The organism is Bordetella parapertussis, assembly GCF_020735925.1.
GTDB lineage: Bacteria > Pseudomonadota > Gammaproteobacteria > Burkholderiales > Burkholderiaceae_B > Bordetella > Bordetella pertussis.
In genome coordinates, this window is sequence record NZ_CP085971.1 from 4,760,513 (window position 1) to 4,775,567 (window position 15,055).

11 protein-coding genes are annotated in these 15,055 nt (G+C 69.8%); 4 read left to right on the forward strand and 7 right to left on the reverse strand.

Translation table 11 applies throughout. The annotated features are described in order from the left end of the window. Positions 1–145: 145 nt before the first annotated feature. Positions 146–1,006 carry an AraC family transcriptional regulator gene (locus tag LK409_RS22555; RefSeq protein ID WP_010927467.1) on the forward strand — a complete coding sequence of 287 codons (861 nt, stop codon included), beginning with the start codon at positions 146–148 and terminating at the stop codon, positions 1,004–1,006. 31 nt (positions 1,007–1,037) lie between these two features. On the opposite strand, the gene LK409_RS22560 is transcribed toward LK409_RS22555, so the two are convergent. Next, positions 1,038–2,039 carry a 2-isopropylmalate synthase gene (locus tag LK409_RS22560; protein ID WP_010927468.1) on the reverse strand — a complete coding sequence of 334 codons (1,002 nt, stop codon included), beginning with the start codon at positions 2,037–2,039 and terminating at the stop codon, positions 1,038–1,040. Positions 2,040–2,109: 70 nt separating this feature from the next. On the opposite strand from LK409_RS22560, the gene LK409_RS22565 reads away from it, so the two are divergent. Next, positions 2,110–2,874 (forward strand): AraC family transcriptional regulator, encoded by a 765-nt coding sequence (locus LK409_RS22565; protein WP_010927469.1) that lies wholly within the window; start codon positions 2,110–2,112, stop codon positions 2,872–2,874. Between the two features lie 77 nt (positions 2,875–2,951). Then, on the forward strand, positions 2,952–4,811 hold the full coding sequence (ilvD, locus tag LK409_RS22570; RefSeq protein WP_003807716.1) for a dihydroxy-acid dehydratase: 1,860 nt from the start codon (positions 2,952–2,954) through the stop codon (positions 4,809–4,811). A 58-nt stretch (positions 4,812–4,869) separates the two neighbouring features. Here the strand turns inward: ilvD and LK409_RS22575 are convergent, their stop codons facing one another. From LK409_RS22575 to LK409_RS22600, 6 genes are all read right to left on the reverse strand, one after another. After that, positions 4,870–6,207 carry an NAD(P)H-dependent oxidoreductase gene (locus LK409_RS22575; RefSeq protein WP_010927470.1) on the reverse strand — a complete coding sequence of 446 codons (1,338 nt, stop codon included), beginning with the start codon at positions 6,205–6,207 and terminating at the stop codon, positions 4,870–4,872. A 129-nt stretch (positions 6,208–6,336) separates the two neighbouring features. Then, complete coding sequence (locus LK409_RS22580; protein WP_010927471.1) at positions 6,337–6,897, reverse strand: 5'-3'-deoxyribonucleotidase; 561 nt, start codon at positions 6,895–6,897, stop codon at positions 6,337–6,339. Positions 6,898–6,956: 59 nt separating this feature from the next. Continuing rightward, positions 6,957–7,544 carry an RNA 2',3'-cyclic phosphodiesterase gene (gene thpR / locus LK409_RS22585; RefSeq protein ID WP_003807724.1) on the reverse strand — a complete coding sequence of 196 codons (588 nt, stop codon included), beginning with the start codon at positions 7,542–7,544 and terminating at the stop codon, positions 6,957–6,959. A 187-nt stretch (positions 7,545–7,731) separates the two neighbouring features. Further along, entirely contained in the window at positions 7,732–9,243 is a 1,512-nt protein-coding gene (locus LK409_RS22590) for an efflux transporter outer membrane subunit (protein WP_010927472.1), read from the reverse strand. A 14-nt stretch (positions 9,244–9,257) separates the two neighbouring features. Next, complete coding sequence (locus LK409_RS22595) at positions 9,258–12,419, reverse strand: efflux RND transporter permease subunit (protein ID WP_010927473.1); 3,162 nt, start codon at positions 12,417–12,419, stop codon at positions 9,258–9,260. A gap of 16 nt (positions 12,420–12,435) precedes the next feature. Then, positions 12,436–13,617 carry an efflux RND transporter periplasmic adaptor subunit gene (locus LK409_RS22600; protein WP_010927474.1) on the reverse strand — a complete coding sequence of 394 codons (1,182 nt, stop codon included), beginning with the start codon at positions 13,615–13,617 and terminating at the stop codon, positions 12,436–12,438. 243 nt (positions 13,618–13,860) lie between these two features. Between LK409_RS22600 and LK409_RS22605 the strand changes: the two genes are divergently transcribed. Further along, a complete protein-coding gene (locus LK409_RS22605) occupies positions 13,861–14,883 on the forward strand; it encodes a LysR family transcriptional regulator (RefSeq protein ID WP_010927475.1) in 1,023 nt (340 codons plus the stop codon). The last annotated feature ends 172 nt before the right edge of the window (positions 14,884–15,055 follow it).

The window sequence follows — 15,055 nt, forward strand, 5'->3', positions numbered from 1 at the left end:
CCATACTGGCGCGGTCGGGCCAAGTAGTGGCGCGCGCAGGCCGAACCGGGGGCGCGCGGCGGGCCGCTATAGTCGTTTACCCGCTATGGCCGCCGGGGCGGGCTGTCATATCATTTTCCGGTCCAGCCCTGTACGCCGTCCGACCATGCCCGCGATCGCGAAAGACCCGTCGCCCCGCCGCGCGCCCGCGTTTCCCGCGCCGCGCCAGTTGTCGTACCTGGATCTGCTGACGCGGCAGGTGCAAAGCGCGCCCGGCGAAATGGCGGCGCTGGCCACCGATTACCCGGCCGGCACGGTCAGCTCCCTGCATCGGCACGATCGCGGCCAGCTGCTGTACGCCATGAGCGGGGTCGTGACGGTGATCACCGACCTGGGCAGCTGGGTCGTCGCGCCCGGCCAGGCGCTGTGGATCGCGCCCGGCGTGCTGCACCAGACACGCGGCTTCGAAAGCGTGGCGATCCGGTCGCTGTACATCGACCCGGCGCATGCCGACGGCTTGCCGGCGGCATGCCAGACGATCCAGGTATCGCCGTTGCTGCAGGCGCTTATCCTGGAGGCGGTCAAGCTGCCGCCGCAGGACGCCGGCAGCGAGCGCGCCGGCCATATCCGGGCCTTGATCCTCGACGAGATGCGCCATGTGTGCGCCGCTCCGCTGTATGTGCCCATGCCGCGCGATGCGCGCCTGGCGCGCATCTGCCAGGCCCTGCTGCGCGACCCGGCCAACGCCGGCAGCCTGGACGCCTGGGCCGCCTACGGGGGGCTGAGCCGGCGCAACCTGACCAGGCTGTTCCGCGCCCAGACCGGCGCCAGCTTCAATGCCTGGCGGCAGAAGGTGCTGCTGATGGAGGCGCTGGCGCGGCTGTCGCGCGGCGAGCAGATCACCGCCGTGGCGCTGGACCTGGGCTGCGGCAGCCCGGGCGCCTTCACCGCCATGTTCCGGCGCGCCCTGGGGGTGTCGCCGCGCGAATACTTCCGCTGGACCGAGGCGCCGCAACGGGCGGATTGACCCCGGAATCGCCTGCGGATTCTCCTTAGCGTCAGTCCTGGTCGAGCCAGGCGTAGGGGTGGAAAACGTCGATGGGAAGTTGGTTGCACTCGCTCACGCAGGCCCGCAGGGCGGCCATGTCGCGGAAATCCAGGCCGCTGGCAATGCCCTGGCGCTCCAGATTGAGCGCCAGCGCCACCAGGTCCACGTTGCCGGTGCGCTCGCCGTTGCCGAACAGGCACCCCTCGATCCGTTCGGCCCCGGCCAGCACCGCCAGCTCGGCCGCGGCCACGGCGGTGCCGCGGTCATTGTGCGGGTGCACGCTGAGCACGATGCAGTCGCGCCGCGCCAGGCTGCGATGCATCCATTCGATCTGGTCGGCATAGACGTTCGCGGTGCTCGACTCCACGGTCGCCGGCAGGTTGATGATCATCTTGCGTTGCGGTGTGGGGCCCCAGATGGCGCTGACGGCATCGCAGACTTCCCTGGCGAAATCCAGCTCGGCCAGGCTGAACGTCTCCGGCGAGTATTCATAGATCCATTGCGTGCCCGGGTTCGCGTCGGCCAACGCGCGGATCTGGCGCGTGCCAGCCAGCGCGATTTCCTTGATCTCGGCGCGGCTCATGCCGAACACGATGCGACGCCACTGCGGCGCGATGGGGTTGTACAGGTGCACGATGGCGCGCGGCGAACCGGCCAGGGCCTCGAAGGTGCGCGCGATCAGGTCGGGGCGCGACTGCGTCAGCGCCTCGATGGTGACGTCGTCGGGGATGCGCCGCTCGTCGATCAGCTTGCGCACGAAGTCGAAGTCGGTCTGCGAGACCGACGGGAACGCGACTTCGATTTCCTTCAGGCCGACGGCCACCAGCTGTTCGAACAGGCGCAGCTTGCGGGCGCCGTCCATGGGTTCTATCAGGGCCTGGTTGCCATCGCGCAGGTCGGTGCTCATCCAGATCGGGGCGGCGGCCGGCCTGCGGGCGGGCCAGGCGCGCTCGGCATGGTCGGCGGCGAACGGGGCGAAGGGGCGGTATTTGGTTGCGGGGTGGGCGAGCATGATGTCTCCGGCCTGTCAGGGAAGCCTCATGGTAGGTACACTGGGCATGTCCGTCTAACGCCAACAAGACATGAATCCGCTTGAAAAGGACATTGCCGAATCCAAGCCGCAATTGGCGCCGCACGAGCACGCCAGCGCGCCGGTGACGGCGCTGGCCGTCGACTACCGCGACGGCCAGCACGTGCCGCGCCATCGCCACCGGCGCGCGCAGCTGCTGTACGCGATCGAGGGGGTGATGACGGTGCAGGCGGAGGCCGGTATCTGGGTGGCGCCGCCCACCCGGGGAATATGGCTGCCGGCCGGCATGGCGCACAGCATCCGCATGCATGGCCAGCCGCGCGTGCGCACCGTTTTCGTGGCGCCGCGGGCGGCCGGTCATTTGCCGGATCGTTGCTGCGTGCTGGCGGTGGGGCCGCTGCTGCGCGAGCTGATCGTGGCCGCCACCCGGGTGCCGCCGGACTGGCGGCCGGGCGGGCGCGATGCCCGGCTGATGGCGCTGCTGCTGGACGAAATCCGGCTGGAGCCGGCGCTGCCCCTGCATTTGCCGCAACCCGACGAGCCGCGCGTGGCGCGCGTATGCCGCGGCATCCTGAGCGAGCCCGGCGCGGCGCGCGGGCTGGCCGAGTGGGCCGCCGAACTGGGGGTGACGGCCAAGACCGTGCAGCGCCTGTTCGTGCGCCACACCGGCATGACGTTCGGCCGCTGGCGCCAGCAGGCTGGCCTGCTGTGGGCCATGCAGCGGCTGGCCGAGGGCGTGCGGGTGCTGGATGTGGCCCTGGAACTGGGCTATGACAGCCCCAGCGCCTTCGCGGCGCGGCGCGAGCCGCCGGCCTGAGGCGCCGGCGGGGCGTCGCGCCCGGATCCGGCGTATTATCTAGCGTTTCGCGCAACCCGAACCGTTCGAGAAAGACCATGCCGCACTATCGCTCCCGTACTTCCACCCATGGCCGCAACATGGCAGGCGCGCGCGCGCTATGGCGCGCTACCGGCATGAAGGATGGCGATTTCGGCAAGCCCATCATCGCCGTGGTGAACTCGTTCACCCAGTTCGTGCCGGGCCACGTGCACCTGCGCGACCTGGGCGCGCTGGTGGCCAGCGAGATCGAGGCCGCCGGCGGCGTGGCCAAGGAATTCAACACCATCGCGGTCGACGACGGCATCGCCATGGGCCACGGCGGGATGCTGTACTCGCTGCCCTCGCGCGAGCTGATCGCCGACTCGGTCGAGTACATGGTCAACGCGCACTGCGCCGACGCCATGGTGTGCATCTCGAACTGCGACAAGATCACCCCGGGCATGCTGATGGCCGCGATGCGCCTGAACATCCCGGTGGTGTTCGTCTCGGGCGGGCCGATGGAAGCGGGCAAGATCACCTCGCCCGTCGACGGCAAGGTCATCGCCAAGCTGGACCTGGTCGACGCCATGATCAAGGCGGCCGATCCCAACGTGTCCGACGCCGAAGCCGAAGAGGTCGAGCGCAGCGCGTGCCCGACCTGCGGCTCCTGTTCCGGCATGTTCACCGCCAACTCGATGAACTGCCTGACCGAGGCGATCGGCCTGGCGCTGCCGGGCAACGGCACCATCGTCGCCACGCACGCCTGGCGCAAGGGCCTGTTCGAGCAGGCCGGCCGCCTGGTGGTCGAGCTGTGCCGGCGCTACTACGAGCAGGACGACGCCTCGGTGCTGCCGCGCAGCATCGCCACCAAGAGCGCGTTCGAGAACGCCATGACGCTGGACGTGGCGATGGGCGGCTCGACCAACACGGTGCTGCACCTGCTGGCCGCCGCCCAGGAAGCCGGCGTGGATTTCACCATGTCCGACATCGATCGCATCTCGCGCCGCGTGCCCTGCCTGTGCAAGGCGGCGCCGGCCACCGACAAATACCACATCGAGGATGTGCACCGCGCCGGCGGCATCCTCGGCATCCTGGGCGAACTGGGGCGCGCCGACCTGCTCGACCTGTCGTGCGGCAACGTGCACAGCGGCACGCTGGGCGAGGCGATCAACCAGTGGGACATCAACGGCGGCGCCGGCGAAGCCGCCCAGAAATTCTTTCGCGCCGCGCCCGGCGGCATTCCGACCACGGTGGCCTTCAGCCAGGACGCGACCTTCCTGACGCTGGATATGGACCGCCAGACCGGCTGCATCCGCGACAAGGCCCACGCCTATTCGCAGGACGGCGGCCTGGCGGTGCTGTACGGCAACCTGGCCGAGAAGGGCTGCATCGTCAAGACGGCGGGCGTGGATGAATCGCAATGGGTCTTCACCGGCCGCGCGCGCGTGTTCGAAAGCCAGGAAGACGCCGTCGAAGGCATCCTGGGCGATCGCGTGCAGGCCGGCGACGTAGTCATCATCCGCTACGAAGGCCCCAAGGGCGGCCCCGGCATGCAGGAGATGCTCTATCCCACGTCCTACCTGAAGTCCAAGGGGCTGGGCAAGACTTGCGCCTTGTTCACCGATGGCCGTTTCTCGGGCGGCTCGTCGGGCCTGGTGATCGGCCATGCCTCGCCGGAAGCGGCCGAGGGCGGCACCATCGGCCTGGTCGAAGAAGGTGACACCATCGAGATCGACATCCCCAACCGCCGCATCCACCTGGCCGTCGGCGACACCGTGCTGGCCGAGCGCCGCGCCGCCATGCAGGCGCGCGGCGAGCAGGCCTGGCAGCCGGTCGACCGCGAGCGCGTGGTGTCCCAGGCGCTGCGCGCCTACGCGGCGCTGGCCACCTCGGCCGACCGCGGCGCCGTGCGCGACCTGTCGCAACTGAAGCGCTGACCGCCACCAGGCTTGCGTAACGGACGCGGTTTCCTGCCCCCTGGGGGCAGGAAACGTGTCAGGCGAAGGTCTGCTCCATCAGGCGGCGGAACTGCACGGCCGGCGAGCGCTCGTCGTACTCGACGTCGCTCCAGCGGATCGGCTGCGATTGCCGCACCGGATGCTTCAGCCGCACGTTGTGCGCCAGGCCCAGCGGCAGGCAGCCATCGGCCACCGAGTCGCGCGCCGGCATCAGGCGGCCGTACACCGTGTATCCGCCTTTGCCGTCGAGTTCCTGGCCAGCCGCCATGTCGCGCTTGGCGGTGGCGACCACGTCGCCATGCCAGCCGGCCGGCGAGCCGGTCGGTTCGCGCCGCAGGCCGACGCTGGCCACGCTGATGCCCAGCTCCAGCCCGATCAGGTGATAGGGCTTGTACATGGCCGAATAATTGCCGCTGGGGTCGGTGACCAGCCCGTATTCCTTGAAGCAGCGGCGCACGTAGTCGCTGTCGCCGGCCAGCGTCACGTAGACGCCCCAGCGCAGGTCGCGGAATACCGGCCGGCCGTCGCGCTCCAGCGACGACACCACTTCCACCTGGCCCCGATGGTGCAGCATGCCGCCTTCCTCGCGCGGCCGCAGCACGCGCGCCAGGTCGTCCACGCCGCATGGCGGGAAATGCAGGCCGGTGGGCGAGGGCAGCAGCCCGGTGGCATTCGAGACGGCCGCCATTTCGATGGCGCTCTTGGTGCCGTCCAGGAAGCTGTTGAACATCTGCGCATTGAAATCGCCTGCCGCCACCATCTCGTCGGTGAAGCCGTAGTACGGCCACACCGTATCGGGCGTGGAGGTGTGGAACTCGGGCAGGTACTTGGTGCCCTTGCCGGCGGCCACCACCTCGAAGCCGCTGGCGCGCGCCCAGTCCACCATTTCGCAGATCAGCGCCGGCTGGTCGCCATAGGCCAGCGAATAGACGATGCCCGCCTCGCGCGCGCGGCGCGCCAACAGCGGGCCGGCCAGCGCGTCGGCTTCGACGTTGACCATGATGATGTGCTTGCCGTATTCGCAGCAGGTCAGCACGTGTTCGATGCCGGCGGCGGCCTGCCCGGTGGCGTCGATGACGATCTCGACTTCCGGATCGACGCTCACCGAGCGCACGTCGTCGCTGAAATACACCTTGCCGGTCTTGACGGCGTGGTGGATGGTGTCGGCGTTGAGGGCCGCGGCGGGCCAGCCCACCCGGGTCAGCGCGGCGCGCGCCCGGTCGGGCGCCAGGTCGGCCACCGCCACCAGCCGCATGCCGGGCGTGCGCTGCACCTGGCTGAGAAACATCGAGCCGAACTTGCCGGCCCCGATCAACGCCACCCGCAAGGGTTTCTGATCGGCCTCGCGTTGCTTGAGCAGACGATAAAGATTCACGACGCTACCTCCTCCTGAAACGGGTTCGGCAAGCGCAAGGCCGCGGCACGGCGGGCGCCTGTCTTTTTATTCTGTCATGCTGCGTAGACACACAGAATAGTCGTTTTCGGCCGGCGGGAGGAGGGCGGTTCAGGCGTCCGAGCGGTACAGTTCGCCCGCCAGCACATTGCGCCAATTGCGCCAGTCCAGGCGGGGCCGGTCGGTCTGGTCGCGGTTGTACGGCGCGTCGTAGATGATGTGGCGCCAGCGCGGCCGCGCCGCGCCCGTGATGACCGGCCGGTCGTCGATCAGCAGGTCGCCCTGCACCAGCGTCTTGTCGCGCGTCAGGATCAGCCGCTGCGTGGCCTCGCGGCCCAGGTGGCGTTCGACCCAGAGATACTTTTCGGCCACGTAGTTCTCGAACTGCATCAGCGGCGACGAGCAGATGCGCACGTCCATGCCCAGCGCCAGCAGCTCGCGGAATGCCTCGATGGCGCCCGGCACGGGCGGCAGGTCGCGGATGAAGCCGGGCGCGGTGTAGATGGCCTCGGCCAGGCCCCGCAATTCGGGCGCATAGTCTTCGCGGATATGGAACGACTTGCGGTCCTCGAACGCCACCGGCTCGATATCGGGGTGGCGCTTGCGCCACGCGTCGATGAAGGCGTGTTCGAAATCGGCCAGGACGCCGTTCTGGTCCAGCAGTATCAGCATGCTGTCCCTGCGCAGGTGATGGGATGGTGGGCGGATTGTGCCATGGCGCGCGGCCGGGCCTAGGCTGCCGTGCGCGCCAGCACCCGGTAGCTGGCCCGTCCGTGCTGCGGCTGCGACTGCACCAGCGCGTAGTGGTCGTAGCGCCACGCCACGGGCGGCGGCGGCGCGGGCGCGGCGGCATGGGCGTCCACATTGCGCAGCAGCGTGACATGCGGCTGGAAACCCTGCTGCGGCGCGGGCCAGCCCAGGGCGCGCAGCCACGTCCACAAGTCGTCGTGCAGCGCCGCCAGCGCGGCGTCGGCCTGCTGCGGGCCGGCCCAGACGATGCGTTGGCGGGCGAACAGGCCATAGCGGGCCAGCGCCAGGGTGGCCGGCGCGATGCGCCGTGCCGCGGTGGCGGCGCACAGCTCGGCGGCCTGGGCGGGCGTGGCCGCGCCCAGGAACGCCAGCGTCAGGTGCAGGGTATCGGTGCGCATGACGCGTCCGCCGTATGCCAGCTGCGCGTGCGCCGCCCAATCCGCCAGCCGGGCCGCCGTGGCGGGGTCCGGCCACAGGGCGAAGAACAGGCGGGGCGGCGCGATCGCCGCTTCGGTGGGTGGGTGGGCCATGCGGGCATTATCGTTCGAAGCGCGGCTGGACCGAAGCACCGGAACACCGGCGCCTGTCCCGACATGGGGACTGATATCTGCGACAGGGTGTGCCTGTCCCTGCCGGGACAGGCACACTGCCGTACGCCATCGACGCTTGACGGCCAGGACGGTATCAGTCCCCGTGGGGACAGGCACCCTGGCCGCAGGTGTCGCTTCCCCTGCGGGGACAGGCGCTCCGACCGGCTCAGGAGTTTGCCGCCGCCCGTTTTCCTGCGGAGACGGACTCCTGGGAAGGTGGGGGGATGGGCGTGTCCCAGCCGCCGCCCAGCGCGCGTACGAGCTGGACGGCGGAGCGGGCGCGCTCGCCGTCGAGCTGCACGGCCACGCGCTGTTGCAACAGGACGGTGCGATCGGCCTCGATGACGTCCAGGTAGCTGATGGACCCTTCGCGGTACTGGGTGTGCGACAGCCGGGCCGCGCGCGCCGAGGCGTCCAGCGCGGCGTCCTGGGCCTGGGTCTGGTCGGCCAGGATGCGCAGGTTGGCGAGGTTGTCCTCCACTTCGCGGAAGGCGTCGAGCACGGTCTGGCGGTAGTTGGCCACGTCTTCTTCGTAGACGGCGCGGGCGCGGTCCAGGCTGGCCTGGCGCCGGCCGCCGTCGAAGATGGGCAGCGACAGGGCCGCGCCCACCAGCGGTCCCAGCAGGAAGGTGCGGCTGGACCACTCGAACAGCTGGCCCAGCTCGGCCGATTCGAACCCCGCCGCGCCGGTGATGTCCAGGCGCGGGAAGAACGCCGCCCGCGCCGCGCCGATGCGGGCGTTGGCCGCGGCCATGGCGCGCTCGGCGGCGGCGATGTCGGGGCGCCGTTCCAGCAGCGAGGACGGCAGCCCCGCGGGCACGTTGACCGCCACGCGCGCCAGCGGCTGTGCCGGCATGGCGAACTCGGCCGGCGTCTTGCCCAGCAGTACGGCCAGCGCATGCTCGGCGGCGGCGCGGCGGCGCTCCACGCCCAAGGCCTCGGCCCGTGCCGACTCCAGTTCGGCGCGGGCGCGCGCCAGGTCCAGTTCGCTGATGTCGCCGGCGTCGTAGCGGCGCTGGATCAGCTTGAGCGTTTCGCCGCGCAGTTCCACCGTCTGCCGGTAGATGCGCAGTTCGGCGTCCAGTTCGCGGATCAGGAAATAGCCTTGCGCCACGTCAGCCTGCAGGGCCAGCAGCACCGAGCGGTACAGCGCCTCGCTTTGCTGCGAGTCGGCGGTGGCGGCGTCCACCGTGGCCGAGACGCGGCCGAACAGGTCGGCCTCGTAGGCCACCGACAGCTGCCCGCGCCACAGGGTGGAGGCCTGCGTCGAGGCCTCCGGCTCCAGGCCCTGCGAGGCCGGCGACGGGCGCTGGCGCGTCGGGCCGAAGCCGGCGTCCACGCGCGGAAAGCGCGCCGAGCGGGCGTCGCGTTGCAAGGCGCGCGCCTGCGCCAGCCGCGCCGCGGCCGCCTGCAGGCTGTGATTGGCGCGCTGTGCCTCGTCTTCCAGCGCGTCCAGCGCCGGGTCGCCGAAGATCTTCCACCATTGTCCGCGCAAGGCGTCCTCGGCGGGCTGGGCGGCTTGCCAGGCGCCGGCCTGGCCGGCCGGCAAGGCGGCGGCTTCCTTGTAGGCCGCCGGCACGGCGACGGCGGGCTTGTCGTATTGCGGCCCGACCGCGCAGCCGGCCAGCACCAGCAGCATGGCCAACAGGGCGGAACCGCGCGGCAGTATGTGTTTCATGATTGCGATTCCCATCAATGTTCGGGGTGCGGCGCTGTCACCGGCGCCGGGTGCGGGGCGGCGGCGTGCAGCCGGCGCGCGCCCAGCGCGCGCAGCAGCACGTAGAAGACCGGGGTGAGGAACAGGCCGAACAGGGTGACGCCCAGCATGCCGAAGAACACCGCCACGCCCATGGCCTGGCGCATTTCGGCGCCGGCGCCCGAGGACAGCACCAGCGGCACCACGCCCATGATGAAGGCGATCGACGTCATCAGGATGGGCCGCAGGCGCAGCCGGCTGGCTTCGATGGCCGCCTCGCGCGGCGCCATGCCCTGCAGCTCCAGCTCGCGGGCGAACTCCACGATCAGGATGGCGTTCTTGGCCGACAGGCCGACCAGCACCATCAGGCCGATCTGCGTGAAGATGTTGTTGTCGCCGCCGGTCAGCCAGACGCCGGTCAACGCGGCCAGGATGCTCATGGGCACGATCAGGATCACCGCCAGCGGCAGGGTCAGGCTTTCGTACAGCGCGGCCAGCACCAGGAACACCAGCAGCACGCTGATCGGAAACACCCACAGGCCGGCGTTGCCCGCCAGGATCTGCTGGTAGGTCAGGTCGGTCCATTCGAACTTCACGCCGCGCGGCAGGGTTTCGGCCGCCACGCGCTCGGCCGCGGCCTGCGCCTGGTCGGACGAGTAGCCGGGGGCCGGGCCGCCGTTGATGTCGGCGGCCGTGTAGCCGTTGTAGCGCACCACCATCTCGGGCCCGAACGACTGGCGCACCTGCACCAGCGAGGACAGCGGCACCATGTCGCCGGCGTCGTTGCGCGTCTTCAGCTGCAGGATGTCGTCCGGGTGGGCGCGAAACGGCGCGTCGGCCTGCGCGCGCACCTGGAACACCCGGCCGAAGCGGTTGAAGTCGTTGACGTAGACCGAGCCCAGGTAGATCTGCATGGTGTCGAACACGTCGGTCACCGGCACGCCCAGCTGCTTGGCCTTGACCCGGTCCAGGTCCACGTCCAGCTGCGGCACGTTGATCTGGTAGCTCGAGAACGAAGGTCCCAGCTCGGGCGTCTGCGCCGCCTTGGCCAGGAACGCCTGGGCCGCCTTGTCCAGCTCGGCGTAGCCCAGCGCGGCGCGGTCCTCCAGCTGCAGCTTGAAGCCGCCCAGCGTGCCCAGCCCCATGACCGGCGGCGGGAACACCGCGATATACGCATCCTTGATGGCGCCGAATTTCTGGTTCAGGCTGGCGGCGATGGCATCGCCCGAGAGCGCCGCCGGCTTGCGTTCGTCGAAGGGCTTGAGCGTGACGAACACGATGCCCGCGCTGGAGCTGTTCGTGAACCCGTTGATCGACAGGCCCGGAAACGCGATGGCGCTTTGCACCCCCGGCTCGGCCAGCGCGATGTCCGACATGCGGCGGATCACCGCGTCGGTGCGGTCCAGCGAGGCGCCGTTGGGCAGCTGCGTGAAGCCGATCAGGTACTGCTTGTCCTGCGCCGGCACGAAGCCGCCGGGCACGAGGTACGACACGCCCACGGTCAGCGCCAGCAGCAGGGCATACACGCCCATGGCCGACGCCTTGCGGCGTATCACGCCGCTGACGCCTGTCGCGTACGACTCGGAGGCGCGCCCGAACACGCGGTTGAACCCGTTGAAGAAGCCGCCCAGCCAGCGGTTCATGCCGCGCGTCAGCCAGTCGGGCTTGTCGTGGTGGCCCTTGAGCAGCAGGGCCGACAGCGCCGGCGACAGCGTCAGCGAGTTGAAGGCCGAGATCACCGTCGAGATGGCGATGGTCATGGCGAACTGCTTGTAGAACTGTCCGCTCAGCCCGGTCATGAAGGCCAGCGGCACGAACACCGCGCACAGCGTCAGGGCGATGGCGATGATGGGGCCGCTCACCTCGCGCATGGCGCGGTAGGTGGCCTCGCGCGGGGTCAGCCCGGCGCTGATGTTGCGTTCCACGTTCTCGACCACCACGATGGCGTCGTCCACCACGATGCCGATGGCCAAGACCATGCCGAACAGCGACAGGGCGTTGATCGAGTAGCCGAACATCAGCAGCAGCGCGAAGGTGCCCACGATCGAGACGGGCACCGCCAGCAGCGGGATGATGGAGGCGCGCCAGGTCTGCAGGAACAGGATCACCACCAGCACCACCAGGGCGATGGCCTCGAGCAGGGTGTGCACCACCGCCTTGATGCTGGCGCGCACGAACTGGGTCGGATCGTACTCGATGCGGTACTCCACGCCGGGCGGAAAGTCCTGCGCCAGCTCCTGCATGGTGGCGCGCACCTGGTCGGCCACGTCCAGGGCGTTGGCGCCGGGCGCCTGCATGATGCCCATGCCGATCGCCTGGCGGTTGTCCAGCAGCGAACGCAGCCCGTACTCCTGCGCGTCCAGTTCGACGCGCGCCACGTCGGCCAGGTAGGTGACGCCGCCGTCGGGCGAGGTCTTGAGGATGATGTCGCGGAATTCCTGCTCGGTCTGCAGGCGGCCGCGCGTGTTGACGTTGAGCTGCAGGGGCACGTCGCCCTGCGTGGGCGAGGCGCCGATGACGCCGGCGGCCACCTGCACGTTCTGCTCGCGGATCGCGGCGATCACCTCGCTGGCGGTCATGCCGCGCTGGGCGACTTTCTGCGGGTCCAGCCATACGCGCATGGCGTAATTGCCCGAGCCCCACACCGCGACCTCGCCCACGCCATTGAGGCGCGCCAGCCGGTCCTTGACGTTGATGATGGCGTAGTTGCGCAGATACGTGATGTCGTAGCGGTCGTTGGGCGAGATCAGGTGCACCACCAGCGTGAGCGTGGGTGAACTCTTGATGGTGGTCACCCCCAGGCGCGGCAGCGCCTGCGACACGCGGTTCTGCACCAGCTGCTGCGCCTGGTCGGGGTCCACCCCCAGCTTGAAGTTGACCGTCAGCGTCAGGTTGCCGTCGCTGTTGGCCTGCGACTGCATGTACAGCATGTCCTCGACGCCATTGATGGCTTCTTCCAGCGGCGAGGCCACGGTTTCGGCGATGACCTTGGGGTTGGCGCCCGGATACTGGGCGCGCACCACCACCGATGGCGGCACCACTTCCGGATACTCGGCGATGGGCAGCTGGAACATGGCCAGCAGGCCGGCCAGCAACACCACCACCGACAGCACGCCTGCGAAAATCGGGCGATCGATGAAGAATCGGGAGATATTCATGGGAATCCCGCCTTGTTCAGCGCAGCGCCGCCGCCGCGGTCTTGACCGCGCCCGGCGCCGTGTCCATGGAAACCTGGCTGGGCGCGACCACATCGCCCGGGCGCACGCGCTGCAGGCCGTTGACGACGATGCGCTCGCCCGCGTGCAGGCCGTTCTCGATCACGCGCAGCGGGCCGACGTTGGCGCCCAGCAGCACCTCGCGGTAGGCGGTGCGGTTGCCTTCCTCCAGCACCAGCACGAAGCGCTTGTTCTGGTCGGTGCCGATGGCCCGTTCGTCGACCAGCACCGCGTCGCGCGGCGCGCCGCCGCCCAGGCGGATGCGGGCGTACAGGCCTGGCACCAGGCTGCCGTCGGCGTTGTCGAACACGGCGCGCATCCGGATGGTGCCCGAGGTGGGATCCATGCGGTTATCCACCGATTGCACCCGGCCTTCGCGCGAGTAGCCGTCTTCGTTGGCCAGTCCCAGCTGCACCGGCACCGTGCCGTTGCGCGCCGGATTCACATACTTGAGGAAGGTCTGCTCGTCCACATCGAACGAGGCATACATGCGGGCCACCGATACCAGCGTGGTCAGCGGCACCGACGCGGCGCCGGCGGCCACGACGTTGCCCACCGTCACCTCGGCGCGCGACACGCGGCCATCGACCGGCGCGGCGATGCGCGTATAGCCCAGGTTCAGCTCGGCCGACTCCAGGGCGGCCTGCGCGCCCTGCAGGTTGGCGGCGGCTTCGCGGGCGGCGTTCTGCTTTTCCTCGAAATCGCGCCGGGCGATCGCGTTCTCGGCCAGCAGGCGCTGGCCGCGCGCCAGGTCGGCGGCGGTGTACGACACGCGGGCGCGCGCCGCCGCCAGCGCCGCGCGCGCCCGGTCGACCTCGGCCACATAGGGCCGCGGATCGATGGTGAACAGCACGTCGCCCTTTTTCACCAGGCTGCCATCCTGGAAATGGACCTCGGTCAGGGTGCCGGAGACCAGCGGCCGGATGTCGATGCGGTCGATGGCTTCCAGGCGGCCCGAGTAGCGCTGCCAGTCCACGATGGTGCGGCCCAGCGCCGGCGCGACGTCCACCGGCGCGGCCGCCGGGACGGCCTGGGCCTGGGCGGGGCCGCCCGGCGAGCGGAGCAGGGAATAGGCGCCGCCCGCTGCAAGCAGCGTCGCGACGACCGCCAACAGCGCAATACGATGGCGTGAAACAATCATGGTGTTTCCTTGAAACTGGGCTGATAGGGGAGAAACGGGCCCCGCCGGCCGGGGCTGCGAGCGCAGCGCCCCGGGGGTGCGACGGACGGCTGGAGAGCCGGCGGGCGATTCGGATGGACAAATTCTGAGTGTTTTGTCGGTCCGGATAAACAATGGCTGGCCGTCAACACTGTTTGTTCCGGACGAACAATCCAGGCCAAAACAGCGTTATGCTTTGCGCACACACTTATTCAGGACGCCGCCATGGACCGTTTCCAAGCCATGCAGGTCTTCGTGCGCGTGGTCGAAGCCAACAGCTTCACCCGGGCCGCCGACGCGCTGGTGCTGCCGCGCACCACCGTCACCACCGTCATCCAGGGCCTGGAGCGCCACCTGGGCGTGCGCCTGCTCAACCGCACCACGCGCCGCATCAGCCTGACGCCGGATGGCGCGGCCTACTACAAGCACGCCACCCGCATCCTGGCCGAGGTCGAGGAAACCGAGGCCTGCTTCCAGGACGCCGCGGCGCGCCCGCAGGGGCGGCTGCGGGTCGACGTGCCCCCCTGTATCGGCCGGCTGGTGCTGATTCCGGCGTTGTGCGAATTCCACACCCGCTATCCCGATATCGAGCTGGTCATCGGCATGGGCGACCGCCGGGTCGACCTGGTGCAGGAGGCCGTCGATTGCGTGATCCGCTCCGGCGAGCTGGAGGATTCCAGCCTGGTGGCGCGCCGCATCGGCACCTTCCAGACGCTGACCTGCGCGGCGCCGTCGTACCTGGCGCGCAAGGGCATGCCGCATACGCTGCAGGCGCTTGCCGAGCACCAGGCGGTGCATTATTTCTCGGCCACCGGGCGCAACTGCAGCTGGGATTTCGTGGTGGACGGCAAGGAAACCCTGGTCGACGTCCCCGGCGTGGTGTCGGTCAATGACCTGAGCGCCCATCTGACCTGCGGCCTGCAGGGGTTCGGCCTGATCCAGACGGCACGCTATATCGCGCTGCCGCATCTGCAATCGGGCGACCTGATCGAGGTGCTGCCGCAATGGAAGCCGAAACCCGTGCCCATGTCGCTGCTGTACCTGCAAAGCCGCCAGCTTTCGCCGAAAGTGCGGGTATTTTCCGACTGGGTGGCGGAGCTGTTCGCCCGCTGCCCGCTGCTCAGCGGCCGCACCGAGCGGGAGGGCGAGATGGAGCAGTGCCAGGTCGAGAAGGCCGAGCTCACCCCGGCGGCGGCCGCCGCCGCCCGGCAACGCATGCCCTCCGAGGCGCCGGAATTCGTCATGTAACGGACGCGGGGCCGGGGGCGCCTGTCGGGTGCCTGTCCCCGCGGGGACAGGCACCGGACCCCTGCGGAGACAGGCGCCCTGCGACCCGGGCGCGCCCGCGCATCTGTAACAGGGATGCCCCGGGCGATTCAGCTTGCGGTCAGGGCCGTAAAACTCTGTATATTCCCAGGGT